Consider the following 19,574-nt stretch of genomic DNA (forward strand, 5'->3'; position numbering starts at 1 on the left):
ACCAGACCTGATGTCTGACGTATCCCATCCGGATGCCCTGACGCGAGATGTACGCTCGCCAGCCGGAGCAAACATTGCAGCGGCGTTGCCCGAATTCTCTTTGACGGATTCAGCTGAAGAGATCACGCTGCACATGGCACACCGGATTGAAGACAAACTTCACTCCGAACGCAAGGTGCGCGGCGAAAAGCAGACGATCGGCATCGAGATTGAAACTCTGCTTTCCTACATGGACCAGGCGCGCGAAGATGACGCGCAGGCACGACTGGAGGAACTGGCCTCCCGCATTCTTTCTGGTAATGTCGACCCGCGCACCGAAATCGCGAATTTTGCGAAACGGATGTCGGTTCAGTATCTGGCCTACCACTATGTTCTGCAGCGCGGCCGGCAGCAAAATGCGTCCGAAGAGATCTTGTCCGACTTGGGCGATGCACTCGCGGATCTGGAACAACGCGCGGGACGTTCGATCCGGGCCGACATCAACACCATCGATGCTGCGGCCTCTTACGGTAAGACAGCAAACGAAATCACGCATTTTCAGGCCGCCTATGAGAATGTCGTTCGTCTGGAAGTCGCCCAGAACCGCGTAGATGCAGTACTGGGCGATGCGACACTGGCGAAGACGCTGTCGCTGGCCCTGCAATCGTTTGGTACTAAACGCATTGCCGATGGCTTGAAGGCGCTGACATCCGCCCTGGGCCTGGATCTGTCTGCGACGCGTTCCTCCGTTAGTAAGCCGTGGCTACATGCTTTGCTCAGCAATATGTTCCATGTCCAGTCGGCAGTGTCGGTGCTGGAGAACTGTCGCAATCTGGGTGCGCGCCTGTCCAAAGAGGTTCAAGCCGGCTTCGACGAGGAAAAGCTCATGAAGAAAATCGTCGAGACCGTGGAATCCAGCTCGTTGTGGCCGCAGACTTTCTCCAGCATGCCGACTGAATTCGGCGTGGCCTCTCTGGCGGAAAGGCTTACGTTTCTGGACGGTGTACGAGGGATCGTGCGTGATCTGCCCGTGCAATTGTTCTTGAGCGACGACGCGCGAACAAACGTCCTGGAAGCCGTTCAGATTGCTTACGAAGAAGCCGTACAAGAAGAACTGTGATGCACGCCTGGGAAACCGCTATCCGCCAACTCGGCGACCAGTTGGGCCTGCCGCAGCTCAGGCTGGGGGTAAATGGCCGCTTCGCTTTCCCCTTGGAAGGCGGCCGACACATCGGCGCGGAGGTCCTGGGCGACGGGCTGCTGGTGTACGCCTCGGACCCCGTACCCTACGATGGAGCGCAACGGCTGATGCGAGCGTGGACACGTAGCTACGTGACACGCTTGGCCGGTCCACCTGTGCAAACCGTCCTACGCGAGCAAGACAACGAACTGCGCATGCTGGCCATCGCCAGGTTATCCGCGCGTCAGAGCTCACCGCGTTCCGTGCATGCAGCGATACGTCGCGTGTCAGAGTGGCTGGACGATATACGGCGCCCATAATTTGATCGAGATCTACCATGACAGACCTATATACAAACGCGCTCGCGTTGGAACGAGGAATCGAGGGCGTCACCCATCTGCGCCGCGATACGGAACACCGCGATTTCTGGCCGGAACATCAGTCGCTGCCCCCGCCTTCTCAGACGGTCAAGGCGCAGTTGTCCGAGTTGCTGGAGTCCCCTGATATAGCCTGCTACCTGAACAGCGCGCTCGAGCCCACGGTGAGCAATCCGGAGTTACTAACGCCGGCGCGCTTTCACGCCACGCTAGGCAGCGCGCTAGAGCAATTGCGGGCAGAGACACGTATCAATGCTGGCGACGCAAAACACCTGACGCGTGCCGTGCGGCTGCTTACTGAAGAAATAGGACTGCGCGAACTAGCCCATATGTACCGTAGCTCTCTATACCAAGGCTGACACCTGCATGCCATTCACGAATGATGCTCACGAATTGCTAGGTCTGCTCGCGTACATTCATCTCGAACATCATCAGCCGGAGAAATCCGTCGTCCTGCTACAGGCCTTGCACGCAATAGGGGTTTCGACTCCGAAAGAAGAAACCATGCTTGCGTTGTCCCTGCTACAGGCCGGCAAACCCGAGGCCGCGTTGGCCCGGCTCGACCAGCTCGCGCTCAACGGCGTGTCCGACGCAGCCTGTCATCTCATCCGCTCGCAAGCGTTGCACGCCTTGGGCCGTAAGGTCGAAGCGCGAGCCGCCATGCGGGCTTATCTGCGTGCCCGCGCTGCCAGCGTAACCCGCCGCCCGGATCCGGCGTCACTCAATTTTTCTGCCCCCTCCTCCTTGGCCTAAGGCTGCTCGATGCTACAAGTCCTGAATCGCGCTGTCGCGGCCGCTACCAGCCGCAATGATATTGTCCTGGCGGTACTGATCGTCTCGATCATCTTTATGATGATCTTGCCGCTACCCACCGCGTTGGTCGATGTGCTGATCGGCACCAATATGACGATATCGGCCATCCTGCTGATGGTGGCCATGTATTTGCCTTCACCGCTGGCCTTTTCGTCGTTTCCGTCCGTCTTGTTGGTCACCACGCTGTTTCGGTTGGGCATCTCGATCGCGACGACTCGCCTGATTCTGCTGCAGGGGGACGCCGGGCACATTATCGAGACGTTCGGAAACTTCGTCGTCGGTGGCAATTTGATCGTCGGCCTAGTGGTTTTCTTGATCCTCACCATTGTGCAGTTCGTGGTGATCACCAAGGGCGCCGAGCGCGTGGCGGAAGTCGCGGCCCGGTTTTCCCTGGATGCCATGCCAGGAAAACAAATGTCTATCGATGCCGACCTACGCGCCGGCACGATCGACATGAACGAGGCACGCCGCCGGCGTCAGCTGGTCGAAAAGGAAAGCCAGCTCTATGGCGCCATGGATGGCGCCATGAAATTCGTCAAGGGCGATGCCATCGCCGGGATCATTATCGTTGCCGTCAATTTGTTGGGTGGCATACTCATTGGCACGATGCAGCGCGATCTGTCAGCGGGTGAAGCCGTCCAGGTTTATTCAATTCTCACCATCGGCGACGGTTTGATCGCGCAGATCCCAGCACTGTTCATTGCGATCTGTGCGGGCATCATCGTGACACGCGTGCAGACGGGAGACGGGCCATCGAACGTGGGCCGCGATATCGGCGCACAAGTGCTGGCACAGCCGCGCGCACTGCTGATTGCGGCGGCCATCGCGGTGGGCATGGGGTTGATCCCCGGCATGCCGTCGCTGACCTTCCTGTCATTGGCGGCAGTCGTAGGGACCATCGGGTTCGTCCTGTTACGGGGAACCCGAAAGGTGGTCGATGCGAAAACGGGCAAAATCACTGAAATCCCAGCGCTGGCCGCGGATGGCCAACCCAAGCAAAGCGGTGGCGAAGAAGAAGGCAAAGGCGAATTTGCCCCCACCCTGCCTCTCATGATCGATGTTGCTGCGTCGTTGCAAACTCACTTTAATGTGGACGAGTTAAACAGCGCGCTGCTGAAAATCCGACGCGCGCTCTATTTTGATATGGGCGTGCCGTTTCCCGGTATTCAGCTACGTTTTAATGAGTCGCTGGAGCACGAGAGCTACGACATTCTGCTTGCAGAAATACCCGTATCCCAGGGACGGCTGCGTCCGGATGCCGTGCTGGCGCGAGAAACCGAAACCAATCTGCAGAACCTGCAGATCCCTTATGAAACGGACAAAAAGTTTCTGCCGAACGTGGCGACCCTATGGGTCAGCAATGCGTTGATTCCCGCCCTGAAATCCGCAAACGTCCCCTATATGGACGTGCACCAGATATTGACGTGGCATCTGGCATTCGTACTGAAGAAGTACTCGTCGGACTTCATCGGCATACAGGAAACGCGTTTCCTCTTTAACGCGATGGAAAGCCGCTTCCCGGATTTGGTCAAGGAAGCACTGCGCGTGATGCCCGTACAAAAAGTCGCGGAAATCCTGCAGCGGTTGGTATCCGAGGATATCTCTGTGCGAAACCTGCGCACCATCCTGGAGGCGCTGATCGAATGGGGCCAGAAAGAGAAGGACTCCGTGTTGTTGACGGAGTATGTACGCGTCTCGCTGAAACGCCACATCAGCTACAAGTACTCGAGCGGCCAGAATATTCTGCCGGCCTATCTCCTGGCCCCGAACGTCGAGGAGACCATCCGTGGTTCCATCCGACAAACTTCGGCAGGCAGCTACCTGGCGCTGGATCCTGGCACCTCGAAGGCGATCGTGGAAAGTCTGGTTCGTACGGTGGGTGATTTATCGTCCCTCGCGCAAAAGCCCGTGCTGCTCACCTCGATGGATATCCGACGCTACGTGCGCAAACTGATCGAACAAGATCTCTACGACTTACCCGTATTGTCCTATCAAGAGCTCATTCCTGAAATTAACGTGCAGCCATTGGCGCGTATTGATTTGTAGTCCTCATCTTTATCGTGCCGCATAAACCATGACGCCCACCTTCGAGTTTCGCGTATTAAAAGGCCTGCATCGTGAAGCGCACTGTGCAGTCGCGGATGGCGCAACCGTAGGTGCTGATGTCAGTTGTGACCTTGTCCTGGCCGACGACGGTATTGCGCCCCATGCGGCGCAAATACGCCTGCAGCCCAACGGATGGATGCTTATAGCCGATGATGGGGAGGCTGGCGCGTCCCAGACGCTGATCCCGTGGAACCGGGCCGTGCCCCTGGGGGAGGCCTGGGTGACCGTCGCGCCCCAAGACGCCCCATGGGTATTTGTCGAAGGCGGGGAAGATCTGGACGCTCAGGACGACATGGACCGTCAATCGAACGCTGTAGCGTCCAGCGCGCCGAATGACCGCCATCAAAGGGCGATAATCCCACCGGGCCTCAAGCGAGACAGCCAGCAAGGCTGGCCGACTTTGATGGTGCTTGGCGCGATCGCCATGGTGGTTCTCGCGCTTATCGGTTGGGTCGTCGTTTCGGGAGGAGATGAGCCCGCTGACGACTCCGGGCGCTCCGCGACGTCCGAACAATCTCTAGGTCAAATTACTGCGACGTTGGAACGCCTGGGACTAGGCTCCTCGGTACATGCCACCCTGTCGAAGACGGGCACGGTGACGGTTTCCGGGTGGGTACGCGACAAACAGCAGTATGAGGCCGTAGCCTCGGCCATGTCGCAAATCTGGCCCATGCCAGCGCTACGCATCAGCCTCGAATCCGAAGCGATTCTGACGGCGCGTGGCATCTTGCAGCGGTTCTCCGTTAAATATGATCCGCTATACCAAGGCAACGGGCGCATGGATGTGGTGGGCATCGCCTCGGATGCAAGGGAACGCGCCCTGGCACTCGACGCCGTGCGCGAACAGCTACCGGGGCTCACGGTGTTAGGCAATGGCATCGAGTTAGCCCAGGACGTGGGCGATGCGCTTGCCAAACAATTGAGCAGTATCGGCATATCGGGCGCGAAGCTAACGTGGCAGCCCGGCCACCTGGAGGTGCAGCCGCCCGAATTAGATGCCGCCCAGGATGCAGCCTTTGACAAAGTGATGGAAGCGTTCAACAAGCGTTACTGGAATGTGGCTCAAGCCGGCGCCGTACCGGAGGCGACAGTCGCAGACCGCGTGCCCTTCCAAATACGCAGCGTGATCGGAGGACCTCAGCCGTTTATTGTGCTCGGCGACGGAACCAAACTACTCGTTGGTGGCACATACAAGCGTTACCAGCTGATTGCTGTAGAAGATACACGCTTGATTTTCGACGGACCTCGTCGCGCCATAGTCACTCGATAATTCTGATGCCGAATACAGCTGACTCCCCGCTATCTACCACGCGCACCGATCTGGAAGCCCGCCTTCGCGGACCAGAGGGCGCGGCACTGCGTCATACGCATTTGACGCGTCTGCATACGCTAGCGGGGCGCTTGCATACCGAATTAGGGCGGGGGCTCGGGCCCGATGCCTATGCGACCGGTCGTGCACTTGCTCATGCGATCGATGCCGCGATAACGATACTGGATAGTGTTGCCTCCGAAGTCCAACCGGAAGGAAATCATTTCCCGCCCGGTTCACTCTATTCCCCGCGTGTTAAACGCGTTTCACGTTAGGAGAACGCCATGGCCCTACCCATCACTGGAGGCCTGAATGTTAATTCGGTCAACAATACGCTCGGCAGCGCCCTGCAGACCAAAGAAGCCCAGTTTGCAAGCACCATGTCATCCATCGAAGCGCGCGGTTCCGATAGCATGACGGCAGTAGATCTGCTGCAAGTTCAGCAGCAGCTTCAGCAGATCAATATGTTTGTCGACCTGATGAGTACGATCATCAAGTCCTTCTCGGATTCGGTCAAAGGCGTCATCCAGAAATCCGGCTAGCGCTTCCCAAGGGAAGCACGTAGCGCGTTTTCAGGCGGGTTGCCTGTGTAGCAGTGCGTCCCGCCGCCTCGGCCTCGGGGCGGTCGGGACACGCGACAGCGAGACCTCCCATTTTTCCACTTCGTCGATCAAGGACTCTATCGCCGACAGAACAGTCTCTGGCGGGCAGGACCCCGCTACGCCAAGCTGAAGCAACAGTCTCCCATCAGGTGCCGTGCAAGCCACCGCTCCGCCGGCCGCTTGCATAAAATTGCTGCGCGCCATCAGCACTGCCAACTCGGGGGTCACAGTACTGGGGCCAACGGGGCAAGACAACAAAATCAGCCCACGCCGGCTCACATCGACAATCTGTAGCAGATGTCGGCCGTCTATAGCCAACTGGCAGATCCCCTCGACGGTCGGCGTCAGAGAGGGAATTCCAAGCTTCTGACCTAGGTCAGAGAGTAGCTGCGTAAAGGAAAGACTTGGCACAATAAGCTCAACGTAACAGAGGTGGAAGTTAAGGGAAGCCTGGCTTCTCCAGAGCACTCGAATGCCGCTTATTCTTTCTGGAACCGCGAAAATATCACTAATATATCGCCAATGAAATTGGTAATAACATCATGTTTCGAATCTATTCGACGTTTATTCGAAATTGATGCCGATCAACTGAGGCGACGCGGCGCCACATCTTGTCGCCACAGCCTCGTCCGCGCAAGCCTTGAGCTTGACATGCGCAGGGGGCTCCCAGGGGTATCGGACTGACGGCAAGGTCTGTGCTTTCTCCCGCTTGAGTCGACGTTCTCACCGATGCGTTTCCAATCATGCGTGCCATGCAGTGCAAACGCGTTACGCCGGCCACGAGCGATGATATTTAAATTCACACTCTCACGGAACCTCCCTCTTACTGTCGTCACTAACTGGGCGGTAGCAGCACGCAACATTGTCGGGCCTCCGAATGTGCCTTAGCGATTCGGCCCTTGCACCGAAACCCAAACTTTTTCGTGTGGAGTGACCATGAAATTTGAAGAATTTCTTGTAGCCTTGAAACTAGACCAGCGCTTGAACCTGGCCGACGCCGTCAAGGCCGGGGCATGCTCTATCGAATTCGACAATCGGGTCACCATCAACATTGAGTACGACAAGGCGCAAGCCGTTGCGCAGGTGTATTGCATCGCTGGACGCGCGCCAACCGTTCAGCGCGACGCGTTCTTCGCGATGCTCTTACAAGCCCATATGTTCGGCACCGCGACCGATGGCTGCATGTTCGGTTTTGCGCCGCAAAATGAAGAAATCATTTTGTTTAAGACGATAGCGCTTGGTGAACTCGATACAGCGACGGCCATAAAACAGCTGGAGTCAGTGGTCAATCAGTCCATACGGTGGACGGCCTACCTGCCCGAGCTATTAGACGATTGGGAAAAGAAAATTGCCCATGCGGCCCTCAGCATGGCGCCCACGATGATGAACGCTCGCAACTAATGTCGTCATACCAGCGCTGAGCTGATCAGCCCAGTCCGTTGTCGAGCGCACGCAGTCGCAACTAGTTATTTGAAAACGATGAATATTTCGCTCACTCATTCCGCCGCCCTCGCAGTCAACGCCGCCGCCTTCGCCGTTCTCGAGTCTTCCGATCTGTTAAACAGCTTGGTTTCCCGCATCACCGGCGGCAGTATCAACCGCAATACCCTCGCCGAAAATGTGCTGCATCGTGCCACACAACTAGGCCTGGAAATGTCTCAGCACAGCGCACAAGCTGCACTTGGCATCGACGGAGAAGATTTTGTTCTCCATGCCAACAACGTGCTCTTCAGCAACGATGACACCGCTTTTTCGCAGAGCGTACAGCACCTCGTTCAATGCGCCTTGCGTGACCAAGCCAGCAATGAGGTTATCCCCGCCTCCATGCTGAACTCGGTCCCGACGTTCGCAGCCGAGCTAGCGAAAGAGTACATAGGGAAGCAGGCTCTGCAGCAGTTTATGGGCGTATATATCAAAGAGCACGGCTGGGACGCGATCCACGCTCAAATCGAGGCACAGGCCGGCGTGGACAAACTGGGGTCGAGCTTTAAAGACAAGCTCATCCTGGCGGGTGTCCGCACGGCATCAAGTCTTGTGCAACGCGTGCTGACCCGAGCGAGCATTGATAATCCGAGGCTCACCGCACCGGCAACACCCGAATTGAAGCTGGCTGCGGGCTGCCTGCACTCCTATCTGACCAACGAAGCAAACTGTGCGAAGGCGCTCCTGGCGTATACACCCAACAAAGCACTCATTGATGAGGAATTTCTCACGAAAGTGCTCGACCTCACCGTGGACTATGCGCAGCATCAGGCAGACTTGGCTTATCGTGATCTTGCGGGCGCGGAGGAGATGTTCCAAGGTGATGTGAAACACTTGAATGCCGACGACGAATCAGCAGGTCAGGCTAGCGCGTCCGATGCAGAGATGACAGCGCGAAAGGTCGACGCATCTTTGCACGAAGTAGCCCAGGCCAAGAAAACCTACGAAGACGCTAAAAACCTGGCTGACTTGCTAAAGGTGGCGAAGGACTTACTGGTATCGAATCCGGATAAAACGAATGAAGAAAGAGTATCCGGTGCGCTAGATGCTCTGTTTAAACAAATCCCGTTGAAGCTGGATGGCTACGCCATGCTCGGATATCGTCTCGACGAGGGGTTACTCAGCTTGGGGGCGAGCATGCTGGCAGCTCGGCTGCGTTCAGATAACGGCATGATCCCGGCTAACATCATTGGCACGTATGTTGCCGAGTACGGTTGGGGTAGCCTGGAAAAGTTGCTGCTCGCGCAAGTCGACAAGCAAGCGACCAATGCAAACGACGGTGTGCCGGAGGAACAGAGCTGGGTGTCGCGAGCGACCCCACTGATCACCGTACGGTTGGCCATCGCTCATCTCAAACCTTATATCGACCAAGGTGACTTCAACAAACGGGACAATCCGGAATACGTGGCATTGGTGCGCGGAATGCACGACAGTGCGGCTCTCCAATCCGGCGACACCACAGCACTACGCCAGATAGTTTCCGAATATGCCTTGAGCACGGCGTACAACGCCACCACGACGGTTGGGGCTGCGGCGTACAATGCGGCCGGGGCTGTGGGAAACGTCGCCTACAACACGGCGGGCGCCGTCGGCAATATGGCGTACAACACAGCAGGATATGCCGCCTCTTTGGTTCAAGCGGGCGTGGCTACCGTTGGCAATCCGTTGCCCGAGGCAGGTAGCGTGGTAGAGGCATTGCGAGATCATGCCTCTAACGTCAGTATTGGAACTGCGAACTATGTGAGCAATGCCTGGCGCGCCTTTGCAGCAACTGCAATGAGTCTGACTTCCGCAGCTCCAGCGAATGCGGTGCCCGCAACCGAGATATGGGCATAAGCGTTTGCGGGTTAATCCGCCACAATCGCGCAGGAGGCCTCTTGCCAGCGGCGCTTTAACCCGTCGAGATCACGGATCCAGATTTCGCCATATCCCAATGCAATCAGCCCACAGCCGGCCAACTGCTTAAGCTCTCGATTGACGGCGGCGCGCGAGACACCCAACAACGTCGCGAGCGCGTCTTGGGTTTGCGCCACGGCAATGCCCTCGGCCGTGCAACCATGTCCGGAGGTCAACGCCACCAACAGACGTGGCAGCCGCTGGGGCAGATTGCGCAGCGCCAACTCGTCTATGATGGCGTGCGCTGTGCGGACGCGCCGGCACAACAACTTGACGAAATGCACGTAGAGCTCTGGCTCGCGTCGGACGATCGTCATGAATTCCTCGCGCGGCAGCAGTAATAGGTCGGTTTCTTGATAGGCCCGGCTATCGCGCAACATCCCTTCGCCATCGAGCACGGCGGCCACGCCCCAAATCCCATCGAATTCCAGCATCGACAAGGCGAACTCATGGCCGTCGTCAGAATAAGAGCTGGTATGGATGGCACCCTTCAGAATAAGCGCGACGCCGGGCGCGGGAGTTCCCCGGCCCGCGAGCAGTTCTCCATGTTGAAGCCGCCGCCACTGCGCGATATCGGCAAAAGCGCTTTGCACCACGGGTGTCATCTGGCCAAAACACGGGTTCGCGCGTAACAACTCCAATGCGAATGGTGCATCGCAAGGCGTAAGGACGGTCGATTTGTGGGCCGGGCTCATGACGCGATCACAGCAATGGCGGGAGGGAGTTCGCAAATTGTAATGTAGGTCATATTCGCGAGTGTCGCCTCATCCCTAGAATACGCGCACACGATCCTTTCGAACGAGGTCCATATGAAGATCAGACGATTGTTGGCAGCCCTACTCGCAACGACCGCCGTGGGAGCCACGGCGCCCTCCCTGGCAGACTCGTTTCCGGAACGACCGATAAAAGTCGTGGTGCCCTACCCGGCCGGTGGCACCACCGACGTGCTGGTGCGCATGTTGCAGAAACCGGTAGCGGACGCGGCGGGCCAGTCGGTGATCGTGGACAATCGCCCGGGCGGCGCTTCGGTCATCGGGACCTCGAATGTGGTGCAGTCCGCGCCGGACGGATACACCGTCCTCGGCGGCGATTTGTCCATTCTGGTCAACCCATCGCTCTTGAAGGATCTGCCCTATGACACGGCAAAGGACTTTCGTGGCGTGACGATGCTGGCTCGCGCACCGCTGGTGCTACTGGTCCATCCGTCGGTGCCCGCTAACACCCTGGAAGAGTTGATCGCGTTAGCGAAAGAAAAACCTGGCACGCTGAATTTCGCCTCGGGCGGCTACGGCACATCCACGCACATGGCCGGTGAGATGTTCCGCCGCGCCACCGGCCTCGATATTGTGCATGTGCCCTATCAAGGGGTGGCGCCGGCAATGCAGGCCTTGCTGGGCGGGCAGGTGCAGATCTACTTTGGCGGCACGACCACCGGCCTGCCGCATATTCAATCGGGCCGCCTGCGCGCGCTGGCAATTACGGGCGAGACGCCCAGTCCGCTGCTGCCCGAGGTGCCGACCTTTGGTTCACGCGGCGTTCAAGGCGTGAATGCCGACACGTACTGGGGTATTTACGCACCCGCCAAGACACCGGATCAAGCCGTCGTGAAGCTGAATGAATACTTCACCAACGCTTTGCGCGACCCCGCCTTGCAGCAGCGGACCAAAGATCTGGGTCTGACCTTGATCGGCAACGACGAGGCGGCCCACACCGCGCAAATGCGTCAAATGATCGAGGACTGGAAGAAGTTCGTTAAAGAAGCCGATATCCGATTGGAGTAAGGGCGCTTCAAGCCCTAAACCCATCGTTTGCCTGACGGTCGATCTTGCCTCGATCCCGGCTTGGCCCGCGGCCAAGCCAGGCACACACTTCAAAGGGACATACATGCAGTACTACTATGAGCGCAATGGCGTGCGCCTGAGCTACTACCTGGATGACTTCACGGATCCGTGGCGTCAGGCACCTACCCTCCTGCTGTTGCACGGAGCCATGGCCAATGCGCGGCGCTTTTCGCCTTGGGTGCCGGGTCTTTCCCGACACTTCCGCGTTGTGCGTGCCGACCTGCGCGGCCATGGCCTCTCAGAAGTGCCACCTGCCGATAAGCCGTTGGATCTGCAGGTGCTGACGGACGACATCCTGGCCTTGATCGATCATCTGGGCTGCGATGTGGTCCACGTTGCGGGTAATTCGGCGGGTGGCTACGTCGGCCAGCATCTGGCAATGCAACATCCGCACCGGGTGGCGAGCCTGGCGCTGTTCGGCTCGGCCCCGGGGCTGCGCAATAGTCAGGCTTCTACGTGGATTGAGCGCGTCTCGAAGATCGGCTTGCGTCAGTTCCTCGCAGATACGATAGACGACCGTTTTCCGCCCGAACTGGTGGGCACGCCCCAGTGCGAGCAGTTTCTGGATGATCTATCCAATCATGATATGGCATACATTGCGCGCTTTGTCGGCTACATGGCGCAGCAGGAATGGGGCGATCAGCTGCATCGCATCACATGCCCAACGCTGGTAGTGATCCCGGGGGCTGGCCGTATCGGCGGAATGGATGCCTACCAGCCCATGCGCGACAATCTGAAGCAAGCGGAGATTATCGTGTATGAAGGCGAAAGGCATAGCGTCTGTGAATATCTGCCGGATCGTTGCGTGGCGGATCTGCGCAGCTTTCTGGCCCGTCACGGCGGGCCGGCCTGGCCCTGATGTTCGGTCGTAACCCGAGACAGTGAGGCAGCGAGGATGAATGCTCCCGTATTGCAGAGGAATAAGGCTTCGCATAATGCGGGAGGCAGATTGTCGAGGCGCCATGCGCTGATTACTGGCGCTGCGGGAGGAATCGGCCGCGCCGCCGCGCTGCGGTTTGCGCAGGAAGGGGCAGCGGTCGCGCTGCTCGATCAGAAAGCCGACGGCATTGACCACCTTGCCCGGGAGATTGTTGCCAACGGCGGGCGTGCCGTCGCGGTTGTCGTCGATGTCACCAATGACGAGAGTATGCGGATCGCGGTCGGCCATGCCGTTGCGTCACTGGGGCAAATCGATGTGCTGTTCAACTGTGCCGGCGGCTCTCGCAAAGGCGACACCGCGGTGGATCGAGTCGATTTAGCGTTGTGGGAACGTACGCTGCAACTCGATCTGAACGGCACCATGCTGAGCTGCCGGCATGCCATTCCAGCGATCGTCGCCGCCGGTGGTGGCACGGTGGTCAATATGTCGTCGGGCGCTGGTCTGAAAGGAACGTTTGGAGGCCACGCCTATACGGCGGCCAAGGGCGCGGTAATTGCTTTAACGCGGGCCTTGGCCGCGCAGTACGCGCAGCAAGGCGTGCGCGTCAACGCCATCTGCGCGGGACGCATTCGGACGGAACGGATTCTGCAGAACCAGGACGCGGGAGGAGCCGCCTCCGAGGAGCTAGTGGCCCGCTATCCCTTCCGTGAAGGCGATCCCGTAGATATCGCCAACATCGCGCTGTTCTTGGCCAGCGATGAATCGCGCATGATCACTGGCGAAGCCATCGCGGCCAATGGTGGGTTCTCGGCTTATTAGACGAGAACCCGCAGTCCACATTAGTCGCGATTAACGTCGACCACGAGGCGGCCTCTGATCTGACCAGCAAGCAGCTGCTCGGCGACGGCCACGACGTCGCTCAAGCCTATCGTGCGTGAACCGATAAGCGCGAGCTTGTTGATATCCAACTCCTTGGCCAGACGATTCCACGCTTCCTGGCGGTCCCGCGTCGGACACATGACGCTATCAATACCGGCGAGGGTGACGTTACGCAGAATGAATGGGGCGACGGTGGCGGGAAAATCCATCCCTTGCGCCAGTCCGCAGGCAGCGACGACGCCTCGGTAACGGGTGCCCGCGCAGACATTCGCCAGCGTGTGGCTGCCCACGCTATCCACGGCGCCCGCCCATCGCTCTTTACCAAGAGGCTTGCCGGGTTCGCTCAAGGTTTTTCGATCGATGATCTCCGCCGCGCCCAGCGATTGCAGATAGTTCGATTCTTCGGCACGACCCGTGGAGGCGACCACCCGGTAGCCCAACGACGACAGCAATGCTACAGCGATAGAGCCCACACCGCCCGCCGCGCCCGTGACCAGAATATCACCGGACTGCGGCGTTAAACCATGACGTTGCAATGCCATCACGCAGAGCATGGCGGTATAACCGGCCGTACCGATCGCCATTGACTGCTCCGGCTGCAAGCCCTCCGGCAGACGAATGAGCCACTGGCTTTTCACGCGGGCAAACTGTGCCAACCCGCCCCAATGGGTTTCGCCTACTCCCCAGCCATTGAGCACCACCGCATCGCCCGGCTTGAAGTCCGGGTCACTGCTTTGTTCCACAGTGCCCACGAAATCGATACCTGGCACCATGGGAAAGCTACGCACCACCGGTGCACGGCCGGTGATGGCGAGCGCATCTTTGTAATTCACGGTGGAGTGTGACACCCGCACCAGAACCTCGCCTTCGGGAAGTCGGGTGGGATCGACCGTGTGCAAACCGGCACGGTAGCCTTGGTCATCCTTTTCTACCAGAATAGCCTTGAACATCGTTTGTGCTCCTGCAACAGGTGGATGGCGTTACTGACCAGTAAAGTTGGGCGCGCGCTTTTCGAAGAACGCTCTCACGCCTTCTTTCGCGTCGGCACGCTTCTCCAGGCGCCGGGCTTCGCGGTGTTCATATTCGAGCGCCGCGTCGTAGTCGGTAGGGTCAGAGGCCTGCAAGCCCTTTTTGATGGCGGTAACGACCGCGGGTGCATTGGCCGCGATCTGATAGGCCATCTTCAGCGCGGCATCCAAGGCCTGACCTTTGGGAACCACGCGTGACACAAAGCCCAGACGGTAGGCGTCCTGCGCCGTCAGCGGCGCGGCGGTGATCATCATTTCCAACGCGGCGGGCCGTGGCAGCAAGGTCGCAAGCCGCGATAGCTGACCGCCCTCGGGCAGCATCCCTAGCCGTGCGCCAGGAGAGCCGAACTCCGCGTTCTCGCTCGCCACGCGGATATCGCAGGACAGGGCCAGAATGAAAGCCGCTGCATAGCAATAGCCATTGACCGCGGCGATCACGGGTTTGCTCATGCTCAGTGGGCGCAGAAACGGCTTTTCGCCCAGATCCGTTTCCAGATAGGCGCCGCTCTCGATCTCACGCAAGTCATGGCCGGTGGAAAACGCCGCCCACCCCGCGCCGGTCACGACCACCGCCCGGATCGCGGGATCGGCGTCAGCTGCGTCGAACTCATCCAACAGCGCCTGTGCCATGCCTTCGCCAAAAGCATTGTGAATGCGTTCGTTGGCGATCGTAAGGATGCGCACTGCGCCCTGGGTGTCTCTTAAAATTTCCATGTGTCCACTCGGTAAGGGTTGCGATACGGCCGCGCCGGGCTTAACGCCAGCACTGATCCTTGGCGTCGTAGGCGTTCAGTCTTAAGTCGGCAACGCCCTCGGTCAGCGATTTCTTGCGCACGCGCAGGGAATCCGTCAACTCGAATCGTTCGACGTACGTGTAATAACGCGGGACCTTGAAGGCCGCCATATTGGCGCGCGCGTGCTCGATCAATCGTTCGACGGGCAACTGCGCTTGCGTTACGCCATCGTTGAGCTGAATGTAGACTTTGACTTCTTCGCCGCAATAGTCGTCAGGGACGGGAATGACAGCGGCCTGACTCACCTCTGGCAACGAACGAATCACGGCTTCGACTTCTTGCGCGGGGATGTTTTCGCCGTTGCGTCGAACCATGTCTTTGCTGCGACCAACAATGCGATAGTGCCCGCTAGGCTCTTTGACGAAAAGGTCGCCCGTACGGAACCAATCGCCATGGAAAACGTCGGCCGTCGCGGCTTCGTTTCGGTAGTAGGCCAGCATGATGCCGGGACCCCGCACGCATAGTTCGCCGACTTTTCCATCTGGCAGCTCATTGCCATCCGGATCGCACACACGCACTTGGCGAAATGGAGCAACGACGCCGCATGTGCCCGACGCATAGGCGGTTGGGCGCACATCGCGCGGCATATACAGCGCGCCGCCGATTTCGGTCATCCCGTAGAACTCTTGCACCTGGGTGTCGAACACCTGTTCGAAGTTCTGCGCCGCCGCCTGGTTAAAGCCGAAGATCGTGGCGAGCTTTAAGTGGTTGCGCTTGTCTTCGATGCGCAGACCCTGCTTGTAAGCCATCTCGAACATGGAGCAGTAATCGCACTCGTATTGGATGACATCCGGCATAAAGCGCTTGGAACCCGGACGCCGCGGGATAATGAGCTCGGCGCCCATCAGCATTGCATTCATCAGCAAGCGCTGAGAGACCATGTAGTAGAAGCTCTGACCCATGTAGATTCGGGTCATGGTGTCGCCAAAGAGCACGGACGAACCCAGGCCTAACACTAGCCAATATTCATGCGTCAGCATGCAGCCCTTCGCAAAGCCTGTCGTGCCTGACGTGAACTGAATGTTCAACAGCGAATCCGGCGAGACCTCGCACGGCATCGGTGCCACGTCGGCCTGCTCTAACAACCGTTCCCAGGATTGATAAGGCGCGCGCACATCGGCTGCCCCCACAACCAATGTGTTCTCGGCGGCCACGGGAGAGTGTTGCACCTGTTCGAATATCGGGAGGAATTCGTTCTCGATAACAATGAACTGGCTTTCCGAGAGCGTCAGCGCGTGTTCAACTTCTCGTTCGGTATAGGCCGTGTTGATGGGAACAATCGTGGCGCCGATCTTGGCCAATGCCAGCCAACATAGCGGAAACGCCTCGATATTGTTGACCATGATCGCGACATGCGACGCCGGTCTCACCCCCGCTCGAAAGAGGGCGCTGGCCGTTTTATCAACCGCTTGCAGCACCTCATTCCACGTTTTGCTGATTCCTTCGTCAATGAATGCCCATGCCGCGCGATCGCCGTTCTGCCGCGCGGTCCAGCGAAGCACCTCGTATACCGTGCGGGGCATGCCTAGTTCATACAGGCTGGCGAAATCAGAAGTGCGACGAGCTTGCTCGATCAATCGCTCATACGTAACAGTCATGATATTTCGAACACCTAAATCATTCTGGGGTTAAACCCGCGGCGCGGGCGCTCTTGCGACGCAACAGTTCGATGGGCACGAGCACCAGCGCCGTCGCAATGATCAAGAGCGTCGCCACGACGGCGACGACGGGAGACAAATCTTGCCGAACATCCGCCCAGATGCGCATGGGCAATGTTTCGTTCTGCGCCATCACGAACAGCGAAATCACCAGTTCGTCGAACGACACGAAAAACGCGAAGACGAATGCGGCAAACACGGACGGAGCAATGCAGGGCAGTGTCACGTACCAGAACGCTTTGAACGGCGACGCGCCTAGCACGCGGGCGGTCTTCTCCATCGACTCACCGGTCTGTTGCAGCACGCCGATGGTGGCCGTGATCACGAAAGGCAGGGCCAGGGTGCTGTGCGCGATAATGATTCCGGTATACGACCCATACAGCTCCAGCCGTGTAAAGAGCAGCAATACGCCCAAGGCCAATATGATGACCGGCACGACTTGCGGCCCCAGAAACAGCCAGCGCATCATGATGCTCCAGCGGCGCCGACTACGCGCCAACACCAGCGAGCTAAGCGTGCCTACGATGGTCGCCACGATCGCGGACATGGTGGCGACATACAAACTGCGATACATAGCACTCATCCACCCGGCAGAGTTGAAAAACTCGCCGTACCAGTGCCAGGTCAGCCCTTTTGGGGGAAAAGCCAGATAGCTCGTGTCGCTGAACGACATGGGAATGACGATGATCAGCGGCAGCAGCAGGTACAGAAGGATGAAAGCGGCGTACAGGGGCAACAGCCAATTCCGCGAGGAACGTGTATGGCTCATTTCACGCCTCCACTGAGGTCGGATTGCATCGCCCGGCGCACGAGCGTGACGAGCAGGGCCACCAATCCCGCGCCACTGACCAGCAGTATGACACTGAGCGTCGCGGCCAATTCCCAATCCATGGTCTCATTGACTTGGGTCTGGATGACGTTAGAGATCAACACATCGTTCGGGCCGCCCACCAGCGCGGGCGTAATGAAGAACCCCAGTGACAAGACGAACACGAGAATCGCGCTGGAAACCACAGCGTTGGCCGTCATTGGGAAAAATACGTGGCGAAAAGCGTTGAAGGGACTCGCGCCCAAACTGCGCGCCGCCCTGACGAAGGTGTCGTTAATGGATGCCATGGCGCTATAGAGCATGAGCACAGCAATCGGCAAGAGCACCTGTATCATCGCGACATACACGGCGAAACGCGTATAGAGCAACTGTACTGGTTCATCCGTCGCATGAATCGCCAGCAGAAAGCTATTGACCAGGCCCGTTCGACCCAACACCACGATCCAGCCATAGGTACGAATCAGTACGCTGACCCACAGCGGCGTGAGTATCGCGATCAGCAAGAGCTTTTGCGCGATTCCTTGTATGCGCGTCAAATAAAAGGCAACCGGATAAGCCAAGGCAACCGTCAGTACGGCTACACCGATCGACAGGGTGAACGTGTCGATCATGATCTGTCGATAGGGGTCTCCCGGCTCAAAAAATTGCGTGTATAGATCGAGCGTCGAGGCCCATTGCGCGACCTCGCCTAGCGGAATAAAAAAGCCCACCGCCATGACGAGCAAGGCAGGCACCATCAGCCACGCCGGGCTTGACCGTAGCAATGAAGTGGACGTGTTCCCCATAATGACTTATCCGGTTCGTTTTGCGGGCGGGATTACTTCATACGCCAGCGATCCCAGCGCGCCTGGATCTGCTTGCGGTTCTTCGCCCAGAACTCAGCGTTGTAGTTGAACTGCTTGTCTACGTTCTGGGGATGCGTGGGTAGCTTTTTGGCGTACTCGGGATCGAGGTACTGGTACATCTCCTCGTTAAAGCTCGAGTACGGCAGCTTCTTGGCGATTTGCGCCAGACGCTCGGGGTCATTCCAGCAGAACTTGATGAATTTCAGCGCGCCTTCTTTGTTCTTTGCGTGCTTCGGGATGGAGTAGTTGCTCATCTCGATTGCCGCGCCATCCCAACTGATGTCCACGGGCACGCCTTCGGCCTGGAGGGGCGCCACGCGGCCGTTGAACGTGGTGGCGTAGTAAACGTTGCCCGTTGCGAGCATTTGAGGCGGCTGTTGACCGCTGGCCCACCATACCGTGATGTGGTCCTTGATCTCGTCCATTTTCTTGAACGCGCGATCCTGGCCTTCCTTGGTCGCCAGCACCTCGTAGACTTCCGCAGGGGCGACGCCATCGGCAATCAGCGCGAATTCCAGATTTTCCACCGGTGTGTTGCGCAGGGAGCGCGGACCGGGGAAGTCTTTGACGTTCCAGAAATCCTTCCATCCCGAGAACGTTCTTCCTTCGGGGACCTTATCCGTGCGGTAGGCAATCGCCACCGAGTACGCCACGGCCCCGATAGCAGTGGGCATGCGACCCACCTCGGAGATTTTTTTGTCCGGATCGATGTAGTTCCAGTCCAGCGGTTCCAGCCAGTCGTTCTCCGTGGCTATTACGACTGCATCGCCTTCAGTAGGTGCGATATCCCACTGAACATTCTTGGTCATTTGCTGGATGCGAATCTGCGCGATGGAGTTGTCGGTGGCAACGGTCTGCACCGGAATACCGGTTTCTTTCTCAAAAGGCACGCCGCAGACTTCTTTGATGGTGTCGGCCCAGACACCGCCATAGCTTGCAAAGACAACGGGATCGGCGGCATGAGAGACGCCGGCACCGAGCGCCATAGCGGCGAGAACACCGCAAGACAATGTCCGACTGTAGAGTTTGAGTTTCATAAGCGACCTCGGGACTAGAACTAGTGAAACGACGGCATC

20 protein-coding genes are annotated in these 19,574 nt (G+C 58.4%); 12 read left to right on the forward strand and 8 right to left on the reverse strand.

Annotated features, from left to right (window positions below; all coding sequences use genetic code 11):
- Nucleotides 1–10: 10 nt before the first annotated feature.
- The 7 genes from GOQ25_RS02995 to GOQ25_RS03030 all read left to right on the forward strand — a co-directional run bounded on the left by GOQ25_RS02995 (nt 11) and on the right by GOQ25_RS03030 (nt 6,306).
- Nucleotides 11–1,099, forward strand: coding sequence for a TyeA family type III secretion system gatekeeper subunit (locus GOQ25_RS02995; RefSeq protein ID WP_160348957.1), 1,089 nt, complete (start codon nt 11–13; stop codon nt 1,097–1,099).
- The gene (locus tag GOQ25_RS03000; RefSeq protein ID WP_160348958.1) at nt 1,099–1,479 is read left to right on the forward strand and encodes a hypothetical protein; all 381 of its coding nucleotides are present in this window, start codon (nt 1,099–1,101) and stop codon (nt 1,477–1,479) included. The genes GOQ25_RS02995 and GOQ25_RS03000 overlap by 1 nt, the downstream gene beginning before the upstream one ends.
- Nucleotides 1,480–1,496: 17 nt before the next feature.
- Nucleotides 1,497–1,895 carry a hypothetical protein gene (locus GOQ25_RS03005; RefSeq protein WP_160348959.1) on the forward strand — a complete coding sequence of 133 codons (399 nt, stop codon included), beginning with the start codon at nt 1,497–1,499 and terminating at the stop codon, nt 1,893–1,895.
- Between the two features lie 7 nt (nt 1,896–1,902).
- On the forward strand, nt 1,903–2,289 hold the full coding sequence (locus GOQ25_RS03010; protein WP_160348960.1) for a tetratricopeptide repeat protein: 387 nt from the start codon (nt 1,903–1,905) through the stop codon (nt 2,287–2,289).
- 9 nt (nt 2,290–2,298) lie between these two features.
- Nucleotides 2,299–4,395 carry a type III secretion system export apparatus subunit SctV gene (sctV, locus tag GOQ25_RS03015; protein ID WP_160348961.1) on the forward strand — a complete coding sequence of 699 codons (2,097 nt, stop codon included), beginning with the start codon at nt 2,299–2,301 and terminating at the stop codon, nt 4,393–4,395.
- 28 nt (nt 4,396–4,423) lie between these two features.
- Nucleotides 4,424–5,725, forward strand: a complete 1,302-nt coding sequence (gene sctD, locus GOQ25_RS03020; RefSeq protein ID WP_160348962.1) for a type III secretion system inner membrane ring subunit SctD — start codon at nt 4,424–4,426, stop codon at nt 5,723–5,725.
- A 323-nt stretch (nt 5,726–6,048) separates the two neighbouring features.
- Entirely contained in the window at nt 6,049–6,306 is a 258-nt protein-coding gene (locus tag GOQ25_RS03030; RefSeq protein WP_160348964.1) for an EscF/YscF/HrpA family type III secretion system needle major subunit, read from the forward strand.
- A 30-nt stretch (nt 6,307–6,336) separates the two neighbouring features.
- Here GOQ25_RS03030 and GOQ25_RS19740 read toward each other — a convergent pair whose 3' ends face one another.
- On the reverse strand, nt 6,337–6,834 hold the full coding sequence (locus tag GOQ25_RS19740) for a type III secretion system chaperone (protein ID WP_370519875.1): 498 nt from the start codon (nt 6,832–6,834) through the stop codon (nt 6,337–6,339).
- 468 nt (nt 6,835–7,302) lie between these two features.
- On the opposite strand from GOQ25_RS19740, the gene GOQ25_RS03040 reads away from it, so the two are divergent.
- Both GOQ25_RS03040 and GOQ25_RS03045 read left to right on the forward strand, forming a co-directional pair.
- Nucleotides 7,303–7,767 (forward strand): type III secretion system chaperone, encoded by a 465-nt coding sequence (locus GOQ25_RS03040; protein ID WP_160348966.1) that lies wholly within the window; start codon nt 7,303–7,305, stop codon nt 7,765–7,767.
- A 78-nt stretch (nt 7,768–7,845) separates the two neighbouring features.
- Complete coding sequence (locus tag GOQ25_RS03045; protein ID WP_160348967.1) at nt 7,846–9,684, forward strand: hypothetical protein; 1,839 nt, start codon at nt 7,846–7,848, stop codon at nt 9,682–9,684.
- 11 nt (nt 9,685–9,695) lie between these two features.
- Here GOQ25_RS03045 and GOQ25_RS03050 read toward each other — a convergent pair whose 3' ends face one another.
- Nucleotides 9,696–10,439, reverse strand: a complete 744-nt coding sequence (locus GOQ25_RS03050) for a Crp/Fnr family transcriptional regulator (RefSeq protein ID WP_160348968.1) — start codon at nt 10,437–10,439, stop codon at nt 9,696–9,698.
- Between the two features lie 114 nt (nt 10,440–10,553).
- Between GOQ25_RS03050 and GOQ25_RS03055 the strand changes: the two genes are divergently transcribed.
- From GOQ25_RS03055 to GOQ25_RS03065, 3 genes are all read left to right on the forward strand, one after another.
- The gene (locus GOQ25_RS03055; protein WP_160348969.1) at nt 10,554–11,525 is read left to right on the forward strand and encodes a tripartite tricarboxylate transporter substrate binding protein; all 972 of its coding nucleotides are present in this window, start codon (nt 10,554–10,556) and stop codon (nt 11,523–11,525) included.
- Between the two features lie 103 nt (nt 11,526–11,628).
- The gene (locus tag GOQ25_RS03060; RefSeq protein ID WP_160348970.1) at nt 11,629–12,444 is read left to right on the forward strand and encodes an alpha/beta fold hydrolase; all 816 of its coding nucleotides are present in this window, start codon (nt 11,629–11,631) and stop codon (nt 12,442–12,444) included.
- A 90-nt stretch (nt 12,445–12,534) separates the two neighbouring features.
- Nucleotides 12,535–13,284 carry an SDR family NAD(P)-dependent oxidoreductase gene (locus GOQ25_RS03065; protein ID WP_236844464.1) on the forward strand — a complete coding sequence of 250 codons (750 nt, stop codon included), beginning with the start codon at nt 12,535–12,537 and terminating at the stop codon, nt 13,282–13,284.
- 20 nt (nt 13,285–13,304) lie between these two features.
- On the opposite strand, the gene GOQ25_RS03070 is transcribed toward GOQ25_RS03065, so the two are convergent.
- From GOQ25_RS03070 to GOQ25_RS03095, 6 genes are read right to left on the reverse strand one after another with little or no spacing between them, the layout of a single operon-like run.
- Nucleotides 13,305–14,294, reverse strand: a complete 990-nt coding sequence (locus GOQ25_RS03070; RefSeq protein WP_160348972.1) for an MDR family oxidoreductase — start codon at nt 14,292–14,294, stop codon at nt 13,305–13,307.
- A 30-nt stretch (nt 14,295–14,324) separates the two neighbouring features.
- The gene (locus tag GOQ25_RS03075; RefSeq protein ID WP_160348973.1) at nt 14,325–15,086 is read right to left on the reverse strand and encodes an enoyl-CoA hydratase/isomerase family protein; all 762 of its coding nucleotides are present in this window, start codon (nt 15,084–15,086) and stop codon (nt 14,325–14,327) included.
- Nucleotides 15,087–15,126: 40 nt separating this feature from the next.
- The gene (locus tag GOQ25_RS03080) at nt 15,127–16,764 is read right to left on the reverse strand and encodes a class I adenylate-forming enzyme family protein (protein ID WP_160348974.1); all 1,638 of its coding nucleotides are present in this window, start codon (nt 16,762–16,764) and stop codon (nt 15,127–15,129) included.
- A gap of 19 nt (nt 16,765–16,783) precedes the next feature.
- Nucleotides 16,784–17,593 (reverse strand): ABC transporter permease, encoded by an 810-nt coding sequence (locus GOQ25_RS03085; protein WP_160348975.1) that lies wholly within the window; start codon nt 17,591–17,593, stop codon nt 16,784–16,786.
- Complete coding sequence (locus tag GOQ25_RS03090) at nt 17,590–18,438, reverse strand: ABC transporter permease (protein ID WP_160348976.1); 849 nt, start codon at nt 18,436–18,438, stop codon at nt 17,590–17,592. Before GOQ25_RS03090 ends, GOQ25_RS03085 begins: the two co-directional genes overlap by 4 nt.
- 32 nt (nt 18,439–18,470) lie before the next feature.
- A complete protein-coding gene (locus tag GOQ25_RS03095; protein WP_160348977.1) occupies nt 18,471–19,535 on the reverse strand; it encodes an ABC transporter substrate-binding protein in 1,065 nt (354 codons plus the stop codon).
- Nucleotides 19,536–19,574: the final 39 nt, after the last annotated feature.

This window comes from Bordetella sp. 15P40C-2 (assembly GCF_009763235.1).
In the GTDB taxonomy this organism is placed as follows: Bacteria; Pseudomonadota; Gammaproteobacteria; order Burkholderiales; family Burkholderiaceae_B; genus Bordetella_A.